This is a genomic window from Escherichia sp. MOD1-EC7011, assembly GCF_002965005.1.
Lineage (GTDB): Bacteria > Pseudomonadota > Gammaproteobacteria > Enterobacterales > Enterobacteriaceae > Escherichia > Escherichia ruysiae.
The window spans coordinates 23308-42807 of sequence record NZ_PTRD01000026.1 but is presented as its reverse complement, the minus strand read 5'-3'; the positions used below and the strand labels follow the sequence as shown (position 1 = coordinate 42807).

Genomic DNA, 19500 nt, shown 5'->3' with positions numbered 1-19500 from the left:
ATAGTTCCAGCAAATGATTACTCTTGTATTCATAATGGACCATTAAGCATGGAGCGAAAAATGGCGACTCACTTTGCCCGAGGGATTTTAACGGAAGGACATTTGATATCTGTTCGTCTCCCCTCCCGGTGTCATCAAGAAGCCCGAAATCTTCTCCCTCATCGTCAAAGCCGTTTTCTGGCGTCCAGAGGTTTACTCGCAGAACTGATGTCTATGCTGTATGGCATAAGCGAATTACCAGAGATCGTCACCCAGGCTAAAGGAAAGCCGGTTTTCCTCGATAAAAATTTACCATCATTTTCAATATCCTATGCCGGAAATATGGTCGGCGTAGCGTTAACAACCGAAGGTGAGTGTGGTCTCGATATGGAGCTACAGCGCGCAACACGCGGGTTTCATAGTCCCCATGCACCCGATAACCCTATTTTTTCCAGCAATGAATCGTTATGGATCAGTAAGCAGAACGATCCTAATGAAGCACGAGCGCAACTCATTACTTTGCGCCGAAGCGTGCTAAAACTTACCGGCGATGTACTGAATGACGACCCGCGCGATCTGCAATTGCTGCCCATTGCCGGACGCCTGAAATGTGCCCATGTAAATCATGTAGAAGCGTTATGCGACGCAGAGGACGTGCTGGTGTGGTCCGTGGCGGTCACTCCCGCGATTGAGAAGCTCAGTGTCTGGGAGTTAGATGGTAAGCAAGGCTGGAAAAGTCTGCCGGATATTCACAGTCGCGCCAACACCCCCACCAGCCGGATGATGCGTTTTGCCCAGCTATCTACCGTGAAGTCTTTTTCGCCATATTGATAGACAACCACAGGAGTCATCATGTCTGAAAAATTGAAGGTGGTTACGTTACTGGGGAGCCTGCGCAAAGGCTCATTTAATGGCATGGTTGCACGTACACTGCCGAAAATTGCCCCTGCGGGTATGGAAGTCAATGCGTTACCTTCCATTGCCGACATTCCTCTGTATGACGCTGACGTACAGCAGGAAGAAGGTTTTCCAGCGACAGTTGAAGCTCTGGCGGAACAAATTCGCCAAGCTGACGGCGTGGTGATCGTCACGCCGGAATATAACTACTCCGTGCCGGGCGGACTGAAAAATGCCATCGACTGGCTATCTCGCCTGCCGGATCAACCGCTGGCCGGTAAACCGGTGTTGATTCAGACCAGCTCAATGGGCGTGATTGGCGGCGCGCGCTGCCAGTATCACCTGCGCCAGATTCTGGTTTTTCTCGACGCGATGGTAATGAACAAACCGGAGTTTATGGGCGGTGTGATTCAGAACAAAGTCGATCCACAAACCGGAGAAGTGATTGATCAAGGAACACTGGATCATCTGACCGGACAATTGACCGCATTTGGCGAGTTTATTCAGCGGGTGAAACTCTAAATAAAAAACCCGCCAGCGGTAACTCATGGCGGGTTTTTTAACGAGTTATCGATTTTAGTGGGCGTCGATAAACACGATCTTCAGGATAAACAGCAGCGCAACGATGATTACGCACGGGCTTAGATCACGCAGACGTCCGGTGCCGATTTTCATCACGCAGTAGGAAATGAAGCCCAGCGCAATACCTTCAGTAATCGAAAAGCTGAACGGCATCATCACGGCGGTAATAAACGCCGGAACGGATTCAGTAAGATCCTGCCATTTCACGCGAGCAAGACTTGAGGTCATCAGTACGCCCACGTAGATCAGCGCGCCAGCAGCAGCATAGCCAGGCACCATTCCCGCCAGCGGTGACAGAAAGATAACCAGCAGGAATAGCAGGCCGACAACCACTGCCGTCAGACCGGTACGACCGCCAACGGAAACACCAGAAGAGGACTCAATATACGCCGTGACGGAAGATGTACCGATAAAGGAACCGGTAACAGAAGAGATACTGTCGACATACAGCGCCTGCTTCATGCGCGGGAATTTACCTTTCTCATCCGCCAGACCCGCTTTATCGGTTACGCCAATCAACGTACCGGAGGAGTCAAACAGGTTGACCAGCATGAAAGAGAAAATTACCCCTGCCAGACCGAGGTTTAATGACCCGGCTAAATCCACATGACCCACTACCGTCATCACGCTCGGCGGCGCGGAGACAATGCCGTTGTAGTGCACATCACCCAGCATCCAGCCCAAAAGCGTCGTCACCACGATGGAAACCAGTACCGCCGCGTGAATGTTGCGCGAGGCCAGAATAGCAATGATGAAGAAGCCGAGGATACCCAGCAGCACGCTGTGAGAAGTCAGGTTACCGATGCTGACCAGCGTTTCCGGGTTAGCGATAATGACACCTGCGTTTTTCAGCCCCATCATACCAATGAACAGGCCGATACCGCTGGTGATCCCCACACGCAGACTCACCGGAATGTTGGCAATCATCCAGTAGCGAACGCGGAAAATCGTCAGTAACAGCAGACCAATCGCGCCCCAGAAAATGGCGCCCATCCCGACCTGCCATGGCAAGCCCATCGCCTGCACCACAACAAAGGCGAAGAACGCATTCAGACCCATAGCGGGAGCCAGCGCGACTGGCAGGTTAGCAAACAGCCCCATCAGAATACTGCCGAACGCAGCAATCAGACAGGTGGTGACGAAGACGGCGCTGGTGTCCATGCCAGCGACGCCAAGAATTTGCGGGTTAACAAAAACGATGTAAACCATCGTCAGGAAGGTGGTAAAACCAGCGATCACTTCGGTTCGTGCCGTCGTGCCATGTTCGCGCAGTTTAAACACGCGTTCCAGCATCCCCTGGCCAGAAGCCTGGGTTGTGTGTTGTTGACTCATTATCTATTTCCGAACAAGGAGGGAAAATCCGTCGCTATCGTATACCAAAATGAGACAATATGGACGGCTGAAGATAACTTTTTTTCATTGTATTTGCTTATACGGCAACGATTGCGTCGCGCCAATCTGCATGACGAAAACGTTAAACTAACGATAAAGGAAAGACATGTCCCAGATAGAAGCGGTATTTTTCGACTGTGACGGTACGCTGGTCGATAGCGAGGTTATTTGCTCTCGCGCCTATGTCACGATGTTCAGGGAATTTGGCATTCACGTTGACCTGGAAGAGATTTTTACCCGTTTTAAAGGCGTAAAACTCTACGAAATCATCGACATCATTAGCAAAGAACAGGGCGTAGAAATGGTTCGTGCCGATGCCGAGCACGTTTATCGTGCGGAAGTGGCGCGTCTGTTTGATAGCGAACTGGAGGTGATTGCGGGTGCTAACGAATTGCTGGCGAGCGTTAACGTGCCGATGTGCGTCGTCTCTAACGGCCCAGTCAGCAAAATGCAACATTCGCTTGGCAAACTCAATATGCTGCACTATTTCCCGGAAAAACTGTTCAGCGGTTACGATATCCAACGCTGGAAGCCCGATCCGGCGTTAATGTTCCATGCGGCAAAAGCGATGAATGTGAACGTTGAAAACTGCATTCTGGTTGATGACTCCAGCGCCGGTGCGCAGTCAGGAATCGATGCCGGTATGGAAGTGTTTTACTTCTGCGCTGACCCGCACAATAAGCCGATCGTTCATCCGAAAGTCACTACTTTTACCCATCTTTCACAGTTACCGGAACTCTGGAAGGCTCGCGGCTGGGATATCACTCAGTAAATAAAGAGACCGGTGATATATCTCACCGGTCAGATTACGTACTCGCAGATTGCCTGATGCGGCATACGGTTAGCGTGAGGCTTTCGGATCTTTCTCTGCCAGCAGTTTATCCAGCTCATCGCCGCCGACGTGACGGAAATCCTGCCCTTTCACGTAGTAGAAGATATATTCACAGATATTCTGACAACGGTCACCGATACGTTCGATTGAACGCGCACAGAACAGCGCGGTAAGTACGCTCGGAATAGTGCGCGAATCTTCCATCATGTAGGTCATCAGCTGACGAACAATACCTTCGTACTCCTGATCGACTTTTTTATCTTCACGATAAATTCGTACCGCTTCGTCAATATCCATGCGCGCGAACGCGTCCAGTACGTCATGCAGCATCTGGATTGTGTGACGCCCCAGAGATTCCAGACTTACCAGCAACGGCTGATGCTGCTGGGAGAATTTCTCCAGCGCAGTACGGCAGATTTTGTCCGCCACGTCGCCAATACGCTCCAGTTCGGCGATGGTCTTGCTTATCACCATCACCAGACGCAGGTCGCTCGCCGTCGGCTGACGTTTAGCAATAATGCGCACACAGGCTTCATCGATTGCCACTTCCATCATGTTGACGTTTTTGTCGCCTTCGATCACACGCTTCGCCAGATCGCTATCCTGATTGTGCATGGCGGTGATGGCATCAGTAAGCTGTTGCTCCACCATACCGCCCATGGTCATCACCTGCGTGCGGATGCTTTCCAGTTCGGCATTGAACTGGCCAGAAATATGTTTATTAAGATTGAGACTGTCCATAACGCACTCCTGAATCAACCGTAACGACCGGTGATGTAGTCTTCTGTTTGTTTCTTCGCTGGCTTGGTGAACAGATCGTCCGTGTTGCTGAACTCAATCAATTCGCCCATATACATAAATGCCGTGTGGTCGGAACAACGCGCAGCCTGCTGCATGTTGTGGGTGACGATCACCACGGTGTAATCCTGCTTCAGTTCGGTGATCAGCTCTTCAATACGCCCGGTGGAGATAGGGTCGAGCGCCGAACACGGTTCGTCGAGCAGCAGCACTTCCGGGCGAATGGCGATTCCTCGCGCAATGCACAGACGCTGTTGCTGACCACCAGAGAGAGAGTAACCGCTCTGGTGCAATTTATCTTTGGTTTCGTTCCACAATGCGGCTTTGGTCAATGCCCACTGTACGCGCTCGTCCATGTCGGCACGAGAGAGCTTCTCAAACAGACGGACACCAAAAGCGATGTTGTCGTAAATGGACATCGGGAACGGCGTCGGTTTCTGGAACACCATGCCCACTTTCGCACGCAGCAGGGCGATATCCTGAGTGTTCGTCAGAATGTTGTCGCCATCGAGCAGAATTTCACCTTCCGCACGCTGATCCGGGTACAGTTCAAACATTTTATTGAAGGTACGCAGCAGCGTCGATTTACCGCAGCCGGACGGCCCGATAAACGCCGTAACCTGGTTTTTAGCGATATCCAGGTTGATGTTTTTCAGGGCATGGAATTTGCCGTAGTAGAAGTTCAAATTACGAACCTGAATTTTACTCGGGGCAGTTTCAACCATACTCATTGCAATCTTTTCCTCATCGTGCCTGATGCACTTCGCGAATCAGGCTTACCGTAGGCCGGATAAGGCGCTCACGCCGCATCCGGCAAAGTGTTAACCGTGTACAGAGTCAAAAAGGCGCTCGATCGGTCCCCTCGCCCCTCTGGGGAGAGGGTTAGGGTGAGGGGAAAACCGTGTCAGCAATATCAACCGTGTTTATTCTTCGCAAAAACAACGCGCGCCAGAATGTTTAGCAGCAGGACGCACAGGGTGATGATCAATACCCCGGCCCAGGCCAGTTGCTGCCATTCCGCAAATGGGCTCATCGCAAACTTAAAGATCGTCACCGGCAGGTTGGCGATCGGCTGCATCATGTCCGTGCTCCAGAACTGGTTGGAGAGCGCGGTAAACAGCAGCGGCGCGGTTTCACCGGCAATACGGGCAATCGCCAGCAGGATACCGGTCATGATCCCGGATACCGACGCTTTCAGCGTAATCGCGGAGATCATCTTCCACTTCGGCGTACCCAGCGCATAAGCCGCTTCACGCAGGCTGTCCGGCACCAGTTTCAGCATGTTCTCGGTGGTACGGATAACAATCGGCACCTGCAACAGCGCCAGCGCAATTACGCCCGCCCAGCCGGAGAAGTGCTCCATCTGCGCCACCACGATGGTATAAACAAACAGACCAACCACAATCGACGGTGCAGAGAGCAGAATGTCGTTAATAAAGCGAATCACTTCTGCCAGCCAGGATTTACGGCCATACTCCGCCAGATAAATCCCCGCCATAATACCCAGCGGCGTACCGAATACCGTGGCCCACAAAATTAACAGGCCGCTACCCGCCAGGGCGTTCGCCAGACCACCACCTTCCGTATTTGGCGGCGGCGTCATTTCGGTGAACAGCGCCAGCGACATACCGTCGATTCCGCGAGTGATGGTGGACATTAAAATCCAGATCAGCCAGAACAGGCCGAAGGCCATCGTCGCCATTGAGAGCGTCAGCGCAATACGGTTTTTGAGACGGCGACGCGCCTGCATTTTGCGGCGGGATTCCGCCAGCGCCGCAGTGGTTTGCATTTCAACCATAGCCATTAGCGTGCCCCCTCATTCTTAGCCAGGCGCATAATCATAAACTTCGATGCGGCCAGTACGATGAAGGTAATTACAAACAGGATCAGGCCGAGTTCCATCAGTGCGGCAACGTGCAAGCCAGATTCCGCTTCCGCAAATTCGTTGGCCAGCGCAGAGGTGATACTATTGCCCGGCATGTACAGCGAGGCGCTGTCGAGCTGGTAGGTGTTACCGATGATAAAGGTCACCGCCATGGTTTCACCGAGCGCGCGCCCCAGCCCCAGCATAATGCCGCCGATAACACCATTTTTGGTGAACGGAAGAACAATACGCCAGATAACTTCCCAGGTGGTGCAGCCGATACCGTAGGCCGACTCTTTCATCATCACAGGTGTCTGTTCGAACACATCGCGCATGACCGCCGCAATGTACGGAATGATCATGATGGCGAGGATCACGCCTGCCGCGAGGATACCGATACCAAAGGCCGGGCCGGAGAACAGCGCGCCGACAATCGGGATATTCGACAGGATATTGCCGACTGGCTCCTGGAAGTAAACGGCAAACAGCGGCGCGAAGATAAACAGGCCCCACATGCCGTAAACGATACTTGGAATGGCTGCCAGCAGCTCAATGGCGATCCCCAGCGGGCGCTTCAGCCAGCCTGGCGCAAGCTCGGTCAGGAACAGGGCGATACCGAAACTCACCGGAACGGCGATCAGCAGCGCGATAAACGAGGTCACCAGCGTACCGTAGATCGGCACCAGCGCCCCGTAGATATCGTTCGGCGCATCCCACTCTTTGGTCCACAGGAAAGCCAGACCAAATTTCTGAATGCTCGGCCAGGAGGAGATGATCAGAGAGACAATAATGCCACCCAACATCAATAGCACAATCAGCGCCGCCAGTTTTACCAGCACGCTGAAAATTATGTCGCCCTTTTTACCCGGTGGGTTAAAAGCAGGCTTGGTTGCAGCCATAAGTTACTCTTCAGTTAAACGCGTTTACAAAGTCATTTTGTAATGCCGGATACGACGTAAAGACCTTATCCGGCATGGTGTTTTATTAGTACAGCGGCTTACCGCTACTGTCTTTAATATTGGTCTTCCACGCAGCGCGAACCTGTTCTACAACGCTCTCCGGCAGGCTGGCGTAATCAAGGTCGTTAGCCTGTTTAGCCCCGGTTTTGTATGCCCAGTCGAAGAACTTCAGCACTTCTACACCCTGCTCAGGTTTCTTCTGATCTTTGTGGATCAGTATGAACGTGGTAGAGGTAATAGGCCACGCATCTTCGCCTTTCTGGTTGGTCAGATCCTGAGCGAAGGTTTTGCTCCAGTCTGCGCCTTTTGCCGCATTGGCGAAGTTTTCTTCGGTCGGACTGACCGGTTTACCGTCGGCGGAGATCAGTTTGGTGTACGCCAGGTTATTCTGCTTAGCGTAAGCATATTCAACGTAACCAATTGCACCCGGCAGACGCTGAACGAACGCGGCGATACCGTCGTTACCTTTACCGCCCAGACCGATCGGCCATTTTACGGTAGAGCCAGTACCAACGTTGTTTTTCCACTCTTCGTTCACTTTCGCCAGGTAGCTGGTGAAGACGAAGGAAGTCCCGGAGCCATCTGCGCGGCGTACTACAGCAATGTTCTGTGAAGGCAGTTTCAGACCCGGATTCAGTTTGGCGATGGCTTCATCATCCCACTTTTTAATTTTGCCCAGGTAGATGTCGCCGAGGGTTTTACCATCCAGCACCAGTTCGCCAGACTTCAGCCCCGGAATGTTAACCGCCAGCACCACGCCGCCAATCACGGTCGGGAACTGGAACAGTCCTTCCTGAGCCAGTTTTTCGTCAGACAGCGGCGCGTCAGAAGCACCGAAATCAACGGTGTTAGCGATAATCTGTTTTACGCCACCGGAAGAACCGATACCCTGGTAGTTAACTTTATTACCGGTTTCTTTCTGGTAAGTGTCAGCCCATTTGGCATACACCGGCGCAGGGAAGGTTGCACCTGCACCTGTCAGACTTGCTTCTGCAAACACAGAGAAAGCACTCATCGATAAGGTCGCGGCGACAACAGTTGCGACGGTGGTACGCATAACTTTCATAATGTCTCCTGGGAGGATTCATAAAGCATTGTTTGTTGGCTACGAGAAGCAAAATAGGACAAACAGGTGACAGTTATATGTAAGGTTTATGACAGTTTTATGACAAATCAGGATTATTATTTAAGTATTTAATTTATTTGAAGAAAAAAAGGAAAGCGATGTCATCGTTTTGTCATGTCGGATGAAAATATACAGCCAAAAATGCGTAAAATGACAACGGTGTGAGGAGCACCGCTGTCAGTTCGGTTAGCGAACAATCTCAATTGTTATGGTTGCAGTCGCGGTAAATGTTCCTGGCGCAGGGCGAGCTCCAGTGAGGCTTGCAGGTGCGGCAGAAAAAGTGACGTTGCCAGCTTTCTCTCCATAGACGGTTGTTTTGCCCATATCTGTCGACAATTCGCCTCCGTTTACTTTGATTTCCTTATTATTTTTATCGTATATTTTTACCCCCACGTTGGGGTTTGACGTTACAACCATAGAATTATCCGTACTGGATTCAGTAGCATAAAATGATGTGGTGATATCGTCTGTATTCAGTAACCCCATGTTTTCACACTCAATAGTGACGGTTTTAGTGATTTTATGCGTTGTTACCGCACTCCCGGTAACAGAGGAAAAATCTGCGGCGGGTATTTCTTTAAAATCAAAATAAACCGGTTGTAAATTATTAATTTCGCAAGTTTGTGCCGCAGTGATATCACCACGAATGTAGACATCAGCCAGCGGTTGAGAATAATCAACCGGCGTATCACGACTGATGGTTGCATACAACGTAGATATCCGTGTTTCAGGAATAATTAACTTTCCCACAAAGGTTTTTTTGATATAAAAATAAATTTGTGCTCTTGCACCACTCGAAAAATTTAATGGTGCTATGCGACCGCAATCATAACTGGCAGAAGGCTTATTAGGCTGATATTCAAAAGGTGCATTAACCATTCCAACCCCGAGAATATCGATTGCAATACCCACATCGAGATTCGGATTAAGATTATAATAACTCAAATTTGAGTGAACACCAGCAAAGCTTAAAGCATCATTAATTCTGGCCGTATAGTAAACAAAAGGGAATCGATCTAAAGGCCCCGTATCACAATGACAGCGACCTGGATAAGAAGCACCATTACTTACCGTAGTGTTAAATATCGTACCTACTCTGTTCTGGTTGGCTGTAATAAGATAGCCTGAAAAATTAAGCGTACTATGGAAAACCCCATTATCTGGAGTACAAATACCTTTAGGCGCAGCTAGTATTGTGCCACTAAAAGAGATAATAAGAACCGCCAGCCACCATCGTATAATATTCTTGTTCATAAAAATCCTTTTAATGACATGTCACGTCTTGCTCAATTAATCCACTTTCACTTGCAGGTAATGAGAGAGTGTAATCGAAGGTACATTTTGTGGTCGCATTTTCGCCCCAGGATAATGTTACTTGTCCCTTTTCAGGAAGCCCCGAGAGATAAAGCTCGCCATGCTCCCCCACAATCCCTGAGTTTGCAGAGGACGCGCTTTGTACTGATGCCATCGCGCCAAATGGTGCTGGCTTACCTTTTACATTCATGACTCTGAATAAAACACGGTAACCCACATGCGTAACAAACTCTGCTTTAACCACAGCGCCACGCGTCGGAATCATCGTCACGACGGTATTATCAAGCTCGACATTGGCTTTCGAGAAATAGTTATCACTGATTGCCACTCGGTTTTCATCATATGGATTTAGTTGTGTCTTGACCGTGTAGCCACGCCAGTCCGTTGCGGCACCGCGCATATTATCAATTTCCAGCCCGGCTGCGCCTGGTGCTTTAACCAGCGCGATGGTTTCACCTAACTCCTGACTTAACGTTACCCCTTCGCTGTGCGCCAGAATACCGCCCTTAATACCGTAATTGAGTCGCTGGGAATTTTGGCTGTAATTATAACTGCCGTTCAGCGAACCGTAGGTGCCGTCATAAGACAGTGACATATTCCCGCCAACTTCATCATCGTGGCTGTTATAAGACTGCATTAAATTCCAGGACAGATTATTTTTTTCCAGGGCTGTTCCGCTTATCCCTACTTGATGTGAACTGCCGGAATTATCATTTTGTGAAACGGAATATGTGGCGTAACTATTCCCCCACCAGCCAGATAAAGGCACAGATAAAGAGAGCATGTAGATCTGCTCACTGCTGTTATCACTGGCATAATTATTACTCGTCCCCTGACGAGCGGTATTGGAATAACTCCAGGAGATATTCCACGAGAGACGCTTCCAGCTACTGCTGTAGCCAAATTGCATTAATCGCTCGACATCATCGGTATGCCAGTACTGCTGACGACTTAATGTCAGGTATACGTTGCCGTAATCTCTTCCCAGCGACTGCGTTAGCGTTCCTTCCACACGACTGCGGCGGTTACCGGTTTGCCAGAAATCGTCAGGACTGTTGCTCCGTGACGCCCATTCGTTGAGGGTATAGTAGCCTTCAGTGGAATAACGATAGCCAACCAGACGCAAACTGGTGTCCGTATCATCAAAACGTTTCGAATACAGAAAGCGATAGGACTGTCCGGTTTCCGTATCATCATGACTAAATTTTGCACGCGCATGAGTCACATCGAACGAGATAGCACCCAGAGAACCAAGATCTTTACCCATCCCTAACGCTGCTGAACCATAATTCTCGGTAGCCTGTAAACCACCATACAACGTAAACCCATGCGGCAGGCCATGAAGGATCTGCGCCTGGATGACATCTGGCATAAATCCATCTTCATCGCGTAATTCACCCACGCTGATATCGACATCTGTTTGACCTTCACGCTTAAGGATTGCCAAAGTGGCGTAAGGTTGGGTGAATCGTTGTTCGCTACCATCTTCTTCCTTGATAGTTACGTCCAAATCTCCCCCTGAACTGGCAGTGTTCAGGTCAGTAATTTCAAAGGCACCTAGTGGAACGGCAGACTGGTAAATCACATAACCACTTTGACGAATGATGACCGTGGCGTTGGACTTGGCAATGCCACGCACCACAGGGGCAAATCCATTCTGGCTAGCAGGCAACATATCGTTATCGGTATAAAGACGTGCGCCACGGATTTGCGTGCTGTCGAAAATATCGCTCGCCGTCCACGTATCGCCGATCATAATCTGGCTTCGTAACGCGGCAATATTACGTTGTATCCAGGTGCTTATAGAGTTGTAATCCGCACGACCATCGGTTGTGTTTAAAGTACTGTAATTGCGTAATCGCCACGGCCCAATATTCAGTCCGTTGCGCAGGTTGAGATAGCTGGTATTCGTCTCCTGAGAACCATAATCAGAACGCAGGGTATGTGAACCGGAAAAATCGTAGTTGATAGTGAGCGCATTAATCCCCTCATCCCAACGCGTAGGGCTTATGTAATCGTAGGCCATCGCGTCCATGTAGATTTGGGGAATGGAGATATTCAGTTGCAGTTTATCGCTGTCCAGTTGCCAGGATGAGCCTTCAATGCGTGGCTCAGGATCAATACAGACCGTTTCATCCACATCATTGAGCGATTTCAGTGCATCAACTTTTACGCCAAAGGAGATCAGCGTTTTTTTTATAGCGACAAAGCAGGCGTGTAAATCAGCATCGGGATTATCCTGAACAAATGTCACATCCTGACGTTCAAACATTTTACCGTTGATAAAAATATCAACGCTATAAACGCCGGGAGGCATCATATTTGCCCGGTTAAACTGACGAATGTCGACCCCGGATTGATGGTCGATTTCCAGTAGCGCCGGGTTAAATACGCTGACCTGGGCCATCAGACTATGTGAGAATATCAGACACGTCCCTGCCATCAGGCCAACCGCTATTCTGGTCGTAACCATAATACGCCTATCCTTATGCCATGCTTACAGTGCGTTTTTTAGCGGTTCGCTTATCGCGCCATAATCATTTATGAATCGCCAGGTCATTTGGTTACCCGCAGAATTGGCAGGCAACGGTAAAGAGAGCGTTTCGAAAGGACGGATCATGTTGAGAGGCACATCATGGCCATCAACAATGACATCCATCACACTGATATGAATCGGGTTTGGATTTTCAGCAATCAGATTTTTGCCTTCACGGCGCCACTTAACCTTAGGCGCTGCATCTTCAGGAATAAGTCGAATAGTTGCTGGTCGCCAGAACAGCTTGATACGCGTTTTAACAGCAATTTCCAAAGAGTTAGCCGCTTTATTGGTTGCTGCAGGCGGAATATTTTTGATATTCAGCCAGAAGACGGATTCACGGTCGTCGGGTAATGACATTCCCTTCGTGTGAAGAATACGTAATACTTTTTCTTGTCCGGGTTCAAGTCGGGATACAGGAGGTATAACAGTAAAGGGCGCTTTACTTTTATCATCTTTATTAAACGGATCCACCCATGACTGGATGAGATAAGGGATCTTCTCTTCCTTGCTGAATACAGAAATAGATTTATCTGCATTATTACTTATGTAAACAACCCGCGTACCGCCAATGACAACGCCTGCATAGGTTAATGCTGGCTGGCCTAAAAAAAGGCTTAACATAATCGCGATAAATAATTTGTACCAAAGGGTTGTTTTAAAGAGCCTGATTAAACAACTTTTTCTGGACATAATAACTCCCTGGCCAAAGCCAACTGAATAAAAAGGCTCTGATAAATTATTTCTTATATTCGATAGTAAATTGTGAATCGGCGTTCGCTGTACCCGCCGTTACGACTGCATTTGTTGCAACATAGCGTGCAATAAATTTCATTTCCGCAGTGCCGTTACCATCGATAGTGGTATAAGCTGAGTCGTTATAAAGTTTGACCTGAGAGTTGTCAGCCTGGTTAAAGATACGGATACCAACACCAGTGGCCACAATCGCTGCCCCGGTGCCGGTATAATCACCCGGATCGGCAGCTGTAGTCGGAGTACCCACTTTCAGATCGCCATCGCCGCCAGGTGCTTCTGTACCATCAAAACGAACCGCAGCCTGAGTGTACGTTGCCGGGCATTTCTCCAGTTTAATACTAAACTGCTGTGGCGATGCCATGCTACCTACGCCTGAAAATGCATTTTTACTGACTTTTCCAAGAGGAACAGTTTGATCCGCTGTATCGGAGGTAACTTCACAACTACTGTCAACAATTTCACCAACAAAGTGAACAACACCATCCTCTGCGAGTGCATGTCCGGCCAGCATTAAAGATGCCAGCGTGAATGCACCACCAATAATATTACGTTTCATAAAAATTCCATTGATATAATATATCCTTCAACCCGAACCATCACTTATATTAATAAGTGTATTTATGATTCGCAAACATATTACATCAATGACACAGGTTTAGCTAAATTAATATCTATAAATCAATCGGAGAATATAAATTTATTATATAAATATTATTCAAATAATAGTAAATCAAGTTCGTAAACGGACATTGGTAAAAATTCAGAATATATTTATTTAGTTATCTAAATGGAAAATTTATTGGAAATAAATATGAAAAAGGGCCACCCGCTGGCAGCCCTTACTTACTTAACGGTTAGAATTACTCAACCGTAACCGATTTCGCCAGGTTACGCGGCTGGTCAACATCGGTGCCTTTGATCAGCGCGACATGGTACGCCAGCAGTTGCAGCGGAACGGTGTAGAAGATTGGGGCAATCACTTCTTCCACATGCGGCATCTCGATGATGTGCATATTATCGCTACTTACAAAACCTGCGTCCTGATCGGCAAAGACGTACAACTGACCGCCACGCGCGCGAACTTCTTCAATGTTGGATTTCAGTTTTTCCAACAGTTCGTTATTCGGCGCGACGACGATAACCGGCATATCGGCGTCAATCAACGCCAGCGGACCGTGTTTCAGTTCACCCGCAGCGTAGGCTTCAGCGTGAATATAAGAGATCTCTTTCAGCTTCAATGCGCCTTCCAGCGCGATGGGATACTGATCGCCACGGCCCAGGAACAGTGCGTGATGTTTGTCAGAGAAATCTTCTGCCAGAGCTTCAATACGTTTGTCCTGAGACAGCATCTGCTCAATACGACTCGGCAGCGCCTGCAGACCATGCACGATGTCATGTTCAATGGAGGCATCCAGACCTTTCAGTCGAGACAATTTTGCCACCAGCATCAACAGCACAGTTAGCTGAGTGGTAAAGGCTTTGGTAGATGCCACGCCAATTTCAGTACCGGCATTGGTCATCAGCGCCAGATCGGATTCACGCACCAGAGAAGAACCAGGAACGTTACAGATTGCCAGCGAACCAAGGTAACCCAGCTCTTTCGACAGACGCAGGCCAGCCAGGGTATCTGCCGTTTCACCGGACTGCGACAGAGTGATCATCAGACTGTTACGACGCACGGCTGATTTGCGATAGCGGAATTCAGAGGCGATTTCGACGTCGCACGGAATGCCTGCCAGCGATTCAAACCAGTAGCGGGAAACCATACCAGAATTGTAAGAAGTGCCACAGGCGAGGATCTGAATATGCTCAACCTTCGACAGCAGTTCATCGGCATTCGGGCCCAGCTCGCTTAGATCAACCTGACCGTGGTTAATACGTCCGGCGAGAGTGTTTTTGATCGCGTTAGGCTGTTCGTAGATCTCTTTCTGCATGTAGTGGCGGTAAATACCTTTATCGCCCGCGTCATATTGCAGATTGGATTCGATATCCTGACGTTTTACTTCCGCGCCAGATTTATCGAAGATGTTTACCGAACGGCGAGTGATTTCCGCAATATCGCCCTCTTCAAGGAAGATAAAACGGCGGGTCACCGGCAATAGTGCCAACTGGTCAGAAGCGATAAAGTTTTCGCCCATACCGAGGCCGATAACCAGCGGGCTACCGGAACGAGCCGCCAGCAAAGTATCCGGGTTGCGGGTGTCCATGATAACCGTACCGTAAGCGCCACGCAGTTGAGGGATAGCGCGCAGAACGGCCTCACGCAGAGTGCCGCCCTGTTTCAGTTCCCAGTTCACCAGGTGAGCAATCACTTCTGTGTCGGTTTCAGAAACGAAGGTATAGCCACGCGCTTTTAACTCTTCGCGCAGCGGTTCATGGTTTTCGATGATGCCGTTATGCACCACCACAATGTGTTCAGAAACATGCGGATGCGCATTCGCTTCTGAAGGTTCTCCGTGAGTCGCCCAGCGGGTGTGAGCAATACCGGTGCCACCATGCAGAGGATGTTCTTCCGCTGCCTGGGCCAGCATCTGTACTTTACCGAGACGACGCAAGCGGGTCATATTTCCGTTTGCATCGACGACTGCCAAACCGGCAGAGTCATAACCACGGTATTCCAGACGACGTAAGCCTTCAAGAAGGATTTCAGCTACATCACGTTGCGCGATCGCGCCAACAATTCCACACATAGTTTTTAATTCCGATTGATATCGTTGTCGGTCAACCTGTATACCCGATTTTTCGGGCGCCCCGAGCCTTGTAGAGAGTGGGGTTATTTTTATAAGTACAACATATTGGGCGGGAGATTATGTTATCTCCTCATCCCTGGTGGCCGGATTACCCAGCCAGAATTACTTTTTCTTAACCGGACGACGCCAGCCTTCTTTTTGTGACTGCGGCACACGGCTGATTGCCAGGGCATTTTCACCAACATTGCGCGTTACGGTAGTACCCGCAGCAATGGTTGCGCCTTTACCAACCGTTACCGGTGCAACAAGTTGGGTGTCAGAACCGACAAATACATCGTCGCCAATAATGGTTTTAAATTTATTCGCACCGTCGTAGTTGCAGGTAATAGTTCCCGCGCCGATGTTAACGTTATCGCCGATTTCCGCATCGCCCAGGTAAGTCAGATGACCGGCTTTCGAGCCTTTACCCAGACGCGCCTTTTTCATCTCAACAAAGTTACCGACGTGTGCGCCTTCCAGCAGTTCTGCACCAGGGCGCAGACGGGCAAACGGGCCAATGGTACAGGCCGCCGCCAGATTCGCATCTTCCACGACTGTATATGGGCTGATTTCGCAATCATCGCCAATCACGCTGTTTTTAATCACGCAACCAGTGCCAATTTTCACGCGATTGCCGAGAGTAACATTACCCTCGATGATAACGTTAGTATCAATTTCAACATCGCGCCCGTGAGTAAGCGTACCGCGCAGATCAAAACGAGCCGGATCGCGCAGCATAACTCCCGCCAGCAGCAATTTTTCTGCCTGTTCGGACTGATAAACGCGCTCCAGACGGGAGAGTTGCAGACGGTTATTTACACCTTCGACTTCGCTTAAACGCTGCGGATGTACAGCGACGATTTCACGTCCTTCCTGATACGCCAGGGCAATAATGTCGGTGATGTAGTACTCGCCCTGAGCATTATTATTGGTCAGCTTCGCCAGCCAGCGTTTCATATCTGCACCGTTGGCGATCAGAATACCGGTGTTGATCTCCTGGATTTGACGCTGCTCATCGGTAGCATCTTTATGCTCAACAATGCCGGTAACTTTGCCATTCTCACGGGTAATGCGACCATAACCGGTTGGATCATCCAGTTTCACTGTCAGCAGACCAATCCCACCCTGCGGTTTTGCATCACGCAGACGCTGGAGTGTTTCGACCGAGATCAGCGGCACATCGCCGTAGAGCATTAAAATGTCTTCATCATCGGCAAAGAAAGGTGCAGCCTGCTGCATTGCATGACCGGTGCCCAGTTGCTCGGCCTGAAGCACCCAGTTCAGGTTGTCATCTTTCAGCGACTGTTTAAGCAGATCGCCACCGTGACCGTAAACCAGGTGAACGTGTGCTGCGCCTAATTCATTCGCAGCATCAATGACATGCTGAACCATCGCTTTCCCGGCAAGGGTATGCAGCACTTTTGGAATATCAGAATACATGCGAGTGCCTTTGCCTGCTGCAAGGATCACTACGCTCATAGCATTATTCAACATACGCGTCCTGACTGTAATTTGAGAACGAATTTAAACCGCTTCACATTGAAAAAACTACATTTTTTTCATCGTGAAATGGACAGAGGATAAATTGCGCAGTAAAGGATTATCCCCACTGACGAAAACATCATTTTCGACCATTGGCGCGCCTTTTGTCTGCATAAAAGTAAGATAGCACCTTCATTTAAGCGTCAGCATGATGTTTTTGCTCTTATTTCGATCAATGAATAAACGAGAAAACAAGCAAAGAATTTCGCTGGTTTATATAAGAAGAGTTAATCGCGGAACATGAATGACCACAGCACAAATCCTGCTGTACCGCTATCCAGATGAAAATATGCGCAGCGCACGCAATAAAAAAGCCAGTCTGTTTCCAGACTGGCTTTGTGCTTTTCAAGCCGGTGTTACATCGCTTTTTTGGTCAACTCGATAACGCGCAGCTGCGCGATCGCTTTGGCCAGTTCCGCAGACGCCTGAGCGTAATCTACGTCGCCGTGAGAGCTGCTAATGTGCTCTTCAGCCTTACGTTTCGCTTCCATGGCTCGCGCTTCGTCGAGATCCTGGCCGCGAATTGCGGTGTCGGCCAGAACGGTCACGTTGCCAGGCTGCACTTCAAGAATGCCGCCAGACAGATAGATAAACTCTTCGTGACCGTGCTGTTTCACGATGCGAATCATACCAGGCTTAATGGCGGTGAGCAGCGGTGCGTGGCCAGGGTAGATCCCCAGTTCACCTTCGCTACCCGTTACCTGGATTTTCTCGACCAGACCAGAGAACATTTGTTGCTCTGCGCTGACGACGTCCAGGTGGTAAGTCATTGCCATATCACCCTCCGATTAAGGCGTTAAAGTTTTTTGGCTTTTTCCACTGCTTCTTCGATGGAACCGACCATGTAGAACGCCTGCTCCGGCAGGTGATCGTATTCGCCTTCCATGATGCCTTTAAAGCCACGGATGGTGTCTTTCAGGGAGACGTATTTACCCGGAGAACCGGTGAATACTTCTGCCACGAAGAACGGCTGGGACAGGAAACGCTGGATCTTACGAGCGCGCGCTACCACCAGTTTGTCTTCTTCAGACAGTTCATCCATACCCAGGATGGCGATGATGTCTTTCAGTTCCTGATAACGTTGCAGGATGGACTGAACGCCACGAGCGGTGTCGTAGTGTTCCTGACCAACTACCAGCGGATCCAGCTGACGGCTGGTGGAGTCCAGCGGGTCAACGGCCGGGTAGATACCCAGAGACGCGATCTGACGGCTCAGTACCACGGTTGCGTCAAGGTGAGCAAAGGTGGTTGCTGGGGATGGGTCAGTCAAGTCATCCGCAGGTACGTATACCGCCTGAACGGAGGTGATAGAACCGGTTTTGGTGGAGGTGATACGTTCCTGCAGAACACCCATCTCTTCCGCCAGGGTCGGCTGATAACCTACCGCTGAAGGCATACGACCCAGCAGTGCAGATACTTCCGTACCGGCTAGGGTGTAACGATAGATGTTGTCAACAAACAGCAGAACGTCACGACCTTCGTCACGGAATTTCTCAGCCATGGTCAGGCCGGTCAGAGCAACGCGCAGACGGTTTCCCGGCGGCTCGTTCATCTGGCCATACACCAGGGATACTTTGTCGATAACGTTGGAGTCGGTCATTTCGTGGTAGAAGTCGTTACCCTCACGAGTACGTTCACCTACGCCCGCAAACACAGAGTAACCGGAGTGCTCGATCGCGATGTTACGAATCAGCTCCATCATGTTTACGGTTTTACCTACACCCGCACCACCGAACAGACCAACTTTACCGCCCTTAGCGAACGGACACATCAGGTCGATAACTTTGATACCGGTTTCCAGCAGTTCCTGAGAGTTTGACAGCTCTTCGTAGGAAGGTGCTGCGCGGTGAATCGCCCAACGCTCTTCTTCACCGATCTCGCCTTTCATGTCGACCGGTTCGCCCAGTACGTTCATGATACGACCCAGAGTCGCTTTACCTACCGGGACTTCGATCGGGTGTTCGAGGTCTTTTACATCCAGACCGCGACGCAGACCGTCGGAGGAACCCATTGCGATGGTACGCACGATACCGCCGCCGAGCTGCTGCTGAACTTCCAGCACCAGACGCTCATTACCATTTTGCACCTCAAGAGCATCGTACACGCGCGGTACGGCATCCTGAGGGAATTCGACGTCAACTACGGCGCCGATTACCTGGACAATCTTTCCAGTAGCCATCTTAAATCCTCTACG

Annotated in this window: 17 protein-coding genes; 3 read left to right on the top strand and 14 right to left on the bottom strand. The window is 49.8% G+C overall.

Features of this window, described 5'->3' with window-relative positions:
• Positions 1–60 precede the first annotated feature (60 nt).
• Both A7098_RS13720 and yieF read left to right on the top strand, forming a co-directional pair.
• Positions 61–810 (top strand): 4'-phosphopantetheinyl transferase superfamily protein, encoded by a 750-nt coding sequence (locus A7098_RS13720; protein ID WP_105280953.1) that lies wholly within the window; start codon positions 61–63, stop codon positions 808–810.
• A 21-nt stretch (positions 811–831) separates the two neighbouring features.
• Positions 832–1398 carry a class I chromate reductase YieF gene (gene yieF / locus A7098_RS13715; RefSeq protein ID WP_001291116.1) on the top strand — a complete coding sequence of 189 codons (567 nt, stop codon included), beginning with the start codon at positions 832–834 and terminating at the stop codon, positions 1396–1398.
• Positions 1399–1452: 54 nt separating this feature from the next.
• On the opposite strand, the gene adeP is transcribed toward yieF, so the two are convergent.
• A complete protein-coding gene (adeP, locus tag A7098_RS13710) occupies positions 1453–2790 on the bottom strand; it encodes an adenine permease AdeP (RefSeq protein ID WP_105280952.1) in 1338 nt (445 codons plus the stop codon).
• 166 nt (positions 2791–2956) lie between these two features.
• Between adeP and yieH the strand changes: the two genes are divergently transcribed.
• A complete protein-coding gene (gene yieH, locus A7098_RS13705) occupies positions 2957–3622 on the top strand; it encodes a 6-phosphogluconate phosphatase (RefSeq protein ID WP_032226867.1) in 666 nt (221 codons plus the stop codon).
• Positions 3623–3691: 69 nt separating this feature from the next.
• On the opposite strand, the gene phoU is transcribed toward yieH, so the two are convergent.
• The 13 genes from phoU to atpD all read right to left on the bottom strand — a co-directional run bounded on the left by phoU (position 3692) and on the right by atpD (position 19485).
• Positions 3692–4423: a phosphate signaling complex protein PhoU gene (gene phoU / locus A7098_RS13700; protein WP_000377802.1), complete on the bottom strand. Its 732-nt coding sequence runs from the start codon at positions 4421–4423 to the stop codon at positions 3692–3694.
• A gap of 14 nt (positions 4424–4437) precedes the next feature.
• Positions 4438–5211, bottom strand: coding sequence for a phosphate ABC transporter ATP-binding protein PstB (gene pstB / locus A7098_RS13695; RefSeq protein ID WP_000063120.1), 774 nt, complete (start codon positions 5209–5211; stop codon positions 4438–4440).
• A 182-nt stretch (positions 5212–5393) separates the two neighbouring features.
• Positions 5394–6284, bottom strand: coding sequence for a phosphate ABC transporter permease PstA (pstA, locus tag A7098_RS13690; protein WP_001251991.1), 891 nt, complete (start codon positions 6282–6284; stop codon positions 5394–5396).
• On the bottom strand, positions 6284–7243 hold the full coding sequence (gene pstC / locus A7098_RS13685; protein WP_000741617.1) for a phosphate ABC transporter permease PstC: 960 nt from the start codon (positions 7241–7243) through the stop codon (positions 6284–6286). The genes pstA and pstC overlap by 1 nt, the downstream gene beginning before the upstream one ends.
• Positions 7244–7328: 85 nt before the next feature.
• On the bottom strand, positions 7329–8369 hold the full coding sequence (gene pstS / locus A7098_RS13680) for a phosphate ABC transporter substrate-binding protein PstS (protein WP_105280951.1): 1041 nt from the start codon (positions 8367–8369) through the stop codon (positions 7329–7331).
• A gap of 246 nt (positions 8370–8615) precedes the next feature.
• Positions 8616–9683 (bottom strand): fimbrial protein, encoded by a 1068-nt coding sequence (locus tag A7098_RS13675; protein WP_105280950.1) that lies wholly within the window; start codon positions 9681–9683, stop codon positions 8616–8618.
• Positions 9684–9693: 10 nt separating this feature from the next.
• On the bottom strand, positions 9694–12216 hold the full coding sequence (lpfC-O113, locus tag A7098_RS13670) for a long polar fimbrial usher protein LpfC-O113 (RefSeq protein WP_000258932.1): 2523 nt from the start codon (positions 12214–12216) through the stop codon (positions 9694–9696).
• 24 nt (positions 12217–12240) lie between these two features.
• Entirely contained in the window at positions 12241–12972 is a 732-nt protein-coding gene (gene lpfB-O113 / locus A7098_RS13665) for a long polar fimbrial chaperone LpfB-O113 (RefSeq protein WP_000088108.1), read from the bottom strand.
• Between the two features lie 46 nt (positions 12973–13018).
• A complete protein-coding gene (lpfA-O113, locus tag A7098_RS13660) occupies positions 13019–13591 on the bottom strand; it encodes a long polar fimbria major subunit LpfA-O113 (RefSeq protein ID WP_000827800.1) in 573 nt (190 codons plus the stop codon).
• A 304-nt stretch (positions 13592–13895) separates the two neighbouring features.
• Entirely contained in the window at positions 13896–15725 is a 1830-nt protein-coding gene (gene glmS / locus A7098_RS13655) for a glutamine--fructose-6-phosphate transaminase (isomerizing) (RefSeq protein ID WP_000334114.1), read from the bottom strand.
• A 162-nt stretch (positions 15726–15887) separates the two neighbouring features.
• Entirely contained in the window at positions 15888–17258 is a 1371-nt protein-coding gene (glmU, locus tag A7098_RS13650; protein ID WP_000933711.1) for a bifunctional UDP-N-acetylglucosamine diphosphorylase/glucosamine-1-phosphate N-acetyltransferase GlmU, read from the bottom strand.
• Positions 17259–17662: 404 nt separating this feature from the next.
• A complete protein-coding gene (locus A7098_RS13645) occupies positions 17663–18082 on the bottom strand; it encodes a F0F1 ATP synthase subunit epsilon (RefSeq protein WP_001251965.1) in 420 nt (139 codons plus the stop codon).
• A 20-nt stretch (positions 18083–18102) separates the two neighbouring features.
• Positions 18103–19485 carry a F0F1 ATP synthase subunit beta gene (gene atpD, locus A7098_RS13640; protein ID WP_000190506.1) on the bottom strand — a complete coding sequence of 461 codons (1383 nt, stop codon included), beginning with the start codon at positions 19483–19485 and terminating at the stop codon, positions 18103–18105.
• Positions 19486–19500 lie beyond the last annotated feature (15 nt).

What these genes read in the sequence shown, in the direction of transcription:
- lpfB-O113 (WP_000088108.1), bottom strand. Translation starts at nt 12,972, where the DNA reads ATGTCCAGAAAAAGTTGTTTAATCAGGCTCTTTAAAACAACCCTTTGG.
- pstC (WP_000741617.1), bottom strand. Translation starts at nt 7,243, where the DNA reads ATGGCTGCAACCAAGCCTGCTTTTAACCCACCGGGTAAAAAGGGCGAC.
- yieF (WP_001291116.1), top strand. Translation starts at nt 832, where the DNA reads ATGTCTGAAAAATTGAAGGTGGTTACGTTACTGGGGAGCCTGCGCAAA.
- glmU (WP_000933711.1), bottom strand. Translation starts at nt 17,258, where the DNA reads ATGTTGAATAATGCTATGAGCGTAGTGATCCTTGCAGCAGGCAAAGGC.
- pstA (WP_001251991.1), bottom strand. Translation starts at nt 6,284, where the DNA reads ATGGCTATGGTTGAAATGCAAACCACTGCGGCGCTGGCGGAATCCCGC.
- A7098_RS13720 (WP_105280953.1), top strand. Translation starts at nt 61, where the DNA reads ATGGCGACTCACTTTGCCCGAGGGATTTTAACGGAAGGACATTTGATA.
- A7098_RS13645 (WP_001251965.1), bottom strand. Translation starts at nt 18,082, where the DNA reads ATGGCAATGACTTACCACCTGGACGTCGTCAGCGCAGAGCAACAAATG.
- phoU (WP_000377802.1), bottom strand. Translation starts at nt 4,423, where the DNA reads ATGGACAGTCTCAATCTTAATAAACATATTTCTGGCCAGTTCAATGCC.
- yieH (WP_032226867.1), top strand. Translation starts at nt 2,957, where the DNA reads ATGTCCCAGATAGAAGCGGTATTTTTCGACTGTGACGGTACGCTGGTC.
- glmS (WP_000334114.1), bottom strand. Translation starts at nt 15,725, where the DNA reads ATGTGTGGAATTGTTGGCGCGATCGCGCAACGTGATGTAGCTGAAATC.
- lpfA-O113 (WP_000827800.1), bottom strand. Translation starts at nt 13,591, where the DNA reads ATGAAACGTAATATTATTGGTGGTGCATTCACGCTGGCATCTTTAATG.
- pstB (WP_000063120.1), bottom strand. Translation starts at nt 5,211, where the DNA reads ATGAGTATGGTTGAAACTGCCCCGAGTAAAATTCAGGTTCGTAATTTG.
- A7098_RS13675 (WP_105280950.1), bottom strand. Translation starts at nt 9,683, where the DNA reads ATGAACAAGAATATTATACGATGGTGGCTGGCGGTTCTTATTATCTCT.
- atpD (WP_000190506.1), bottom strand. Translation starts at nt 19,485, where the DNA reads ATGGCTACTGGAAAGATTGTCCAGGTAATCGGCGCCGTAGTTGACGTC.
- adeP (WP_105280952.1), bottom strand. Translation starts at nt 2,790, where the DNA reads ATGAGTCAACAACACACAACCCAGGCTTCTGGCCAGGGGATGCTGGAA.
- pstS (WP_105280951.1), bottom strand. Translation starts at nt 8,369, where the DNA reads ATGAAAGTTATGCGTACCACCGTCGCAACTGTTGTCGCCGCGACCTTA.
- lpfC-O113 (WP_000258932.1), bottom strand. Translation starts at nt 12,216, where the DNA reads ATGGTTACGACCAGAATAGCGGTTGGCCTGATGGCAGGGACGTGTCTG.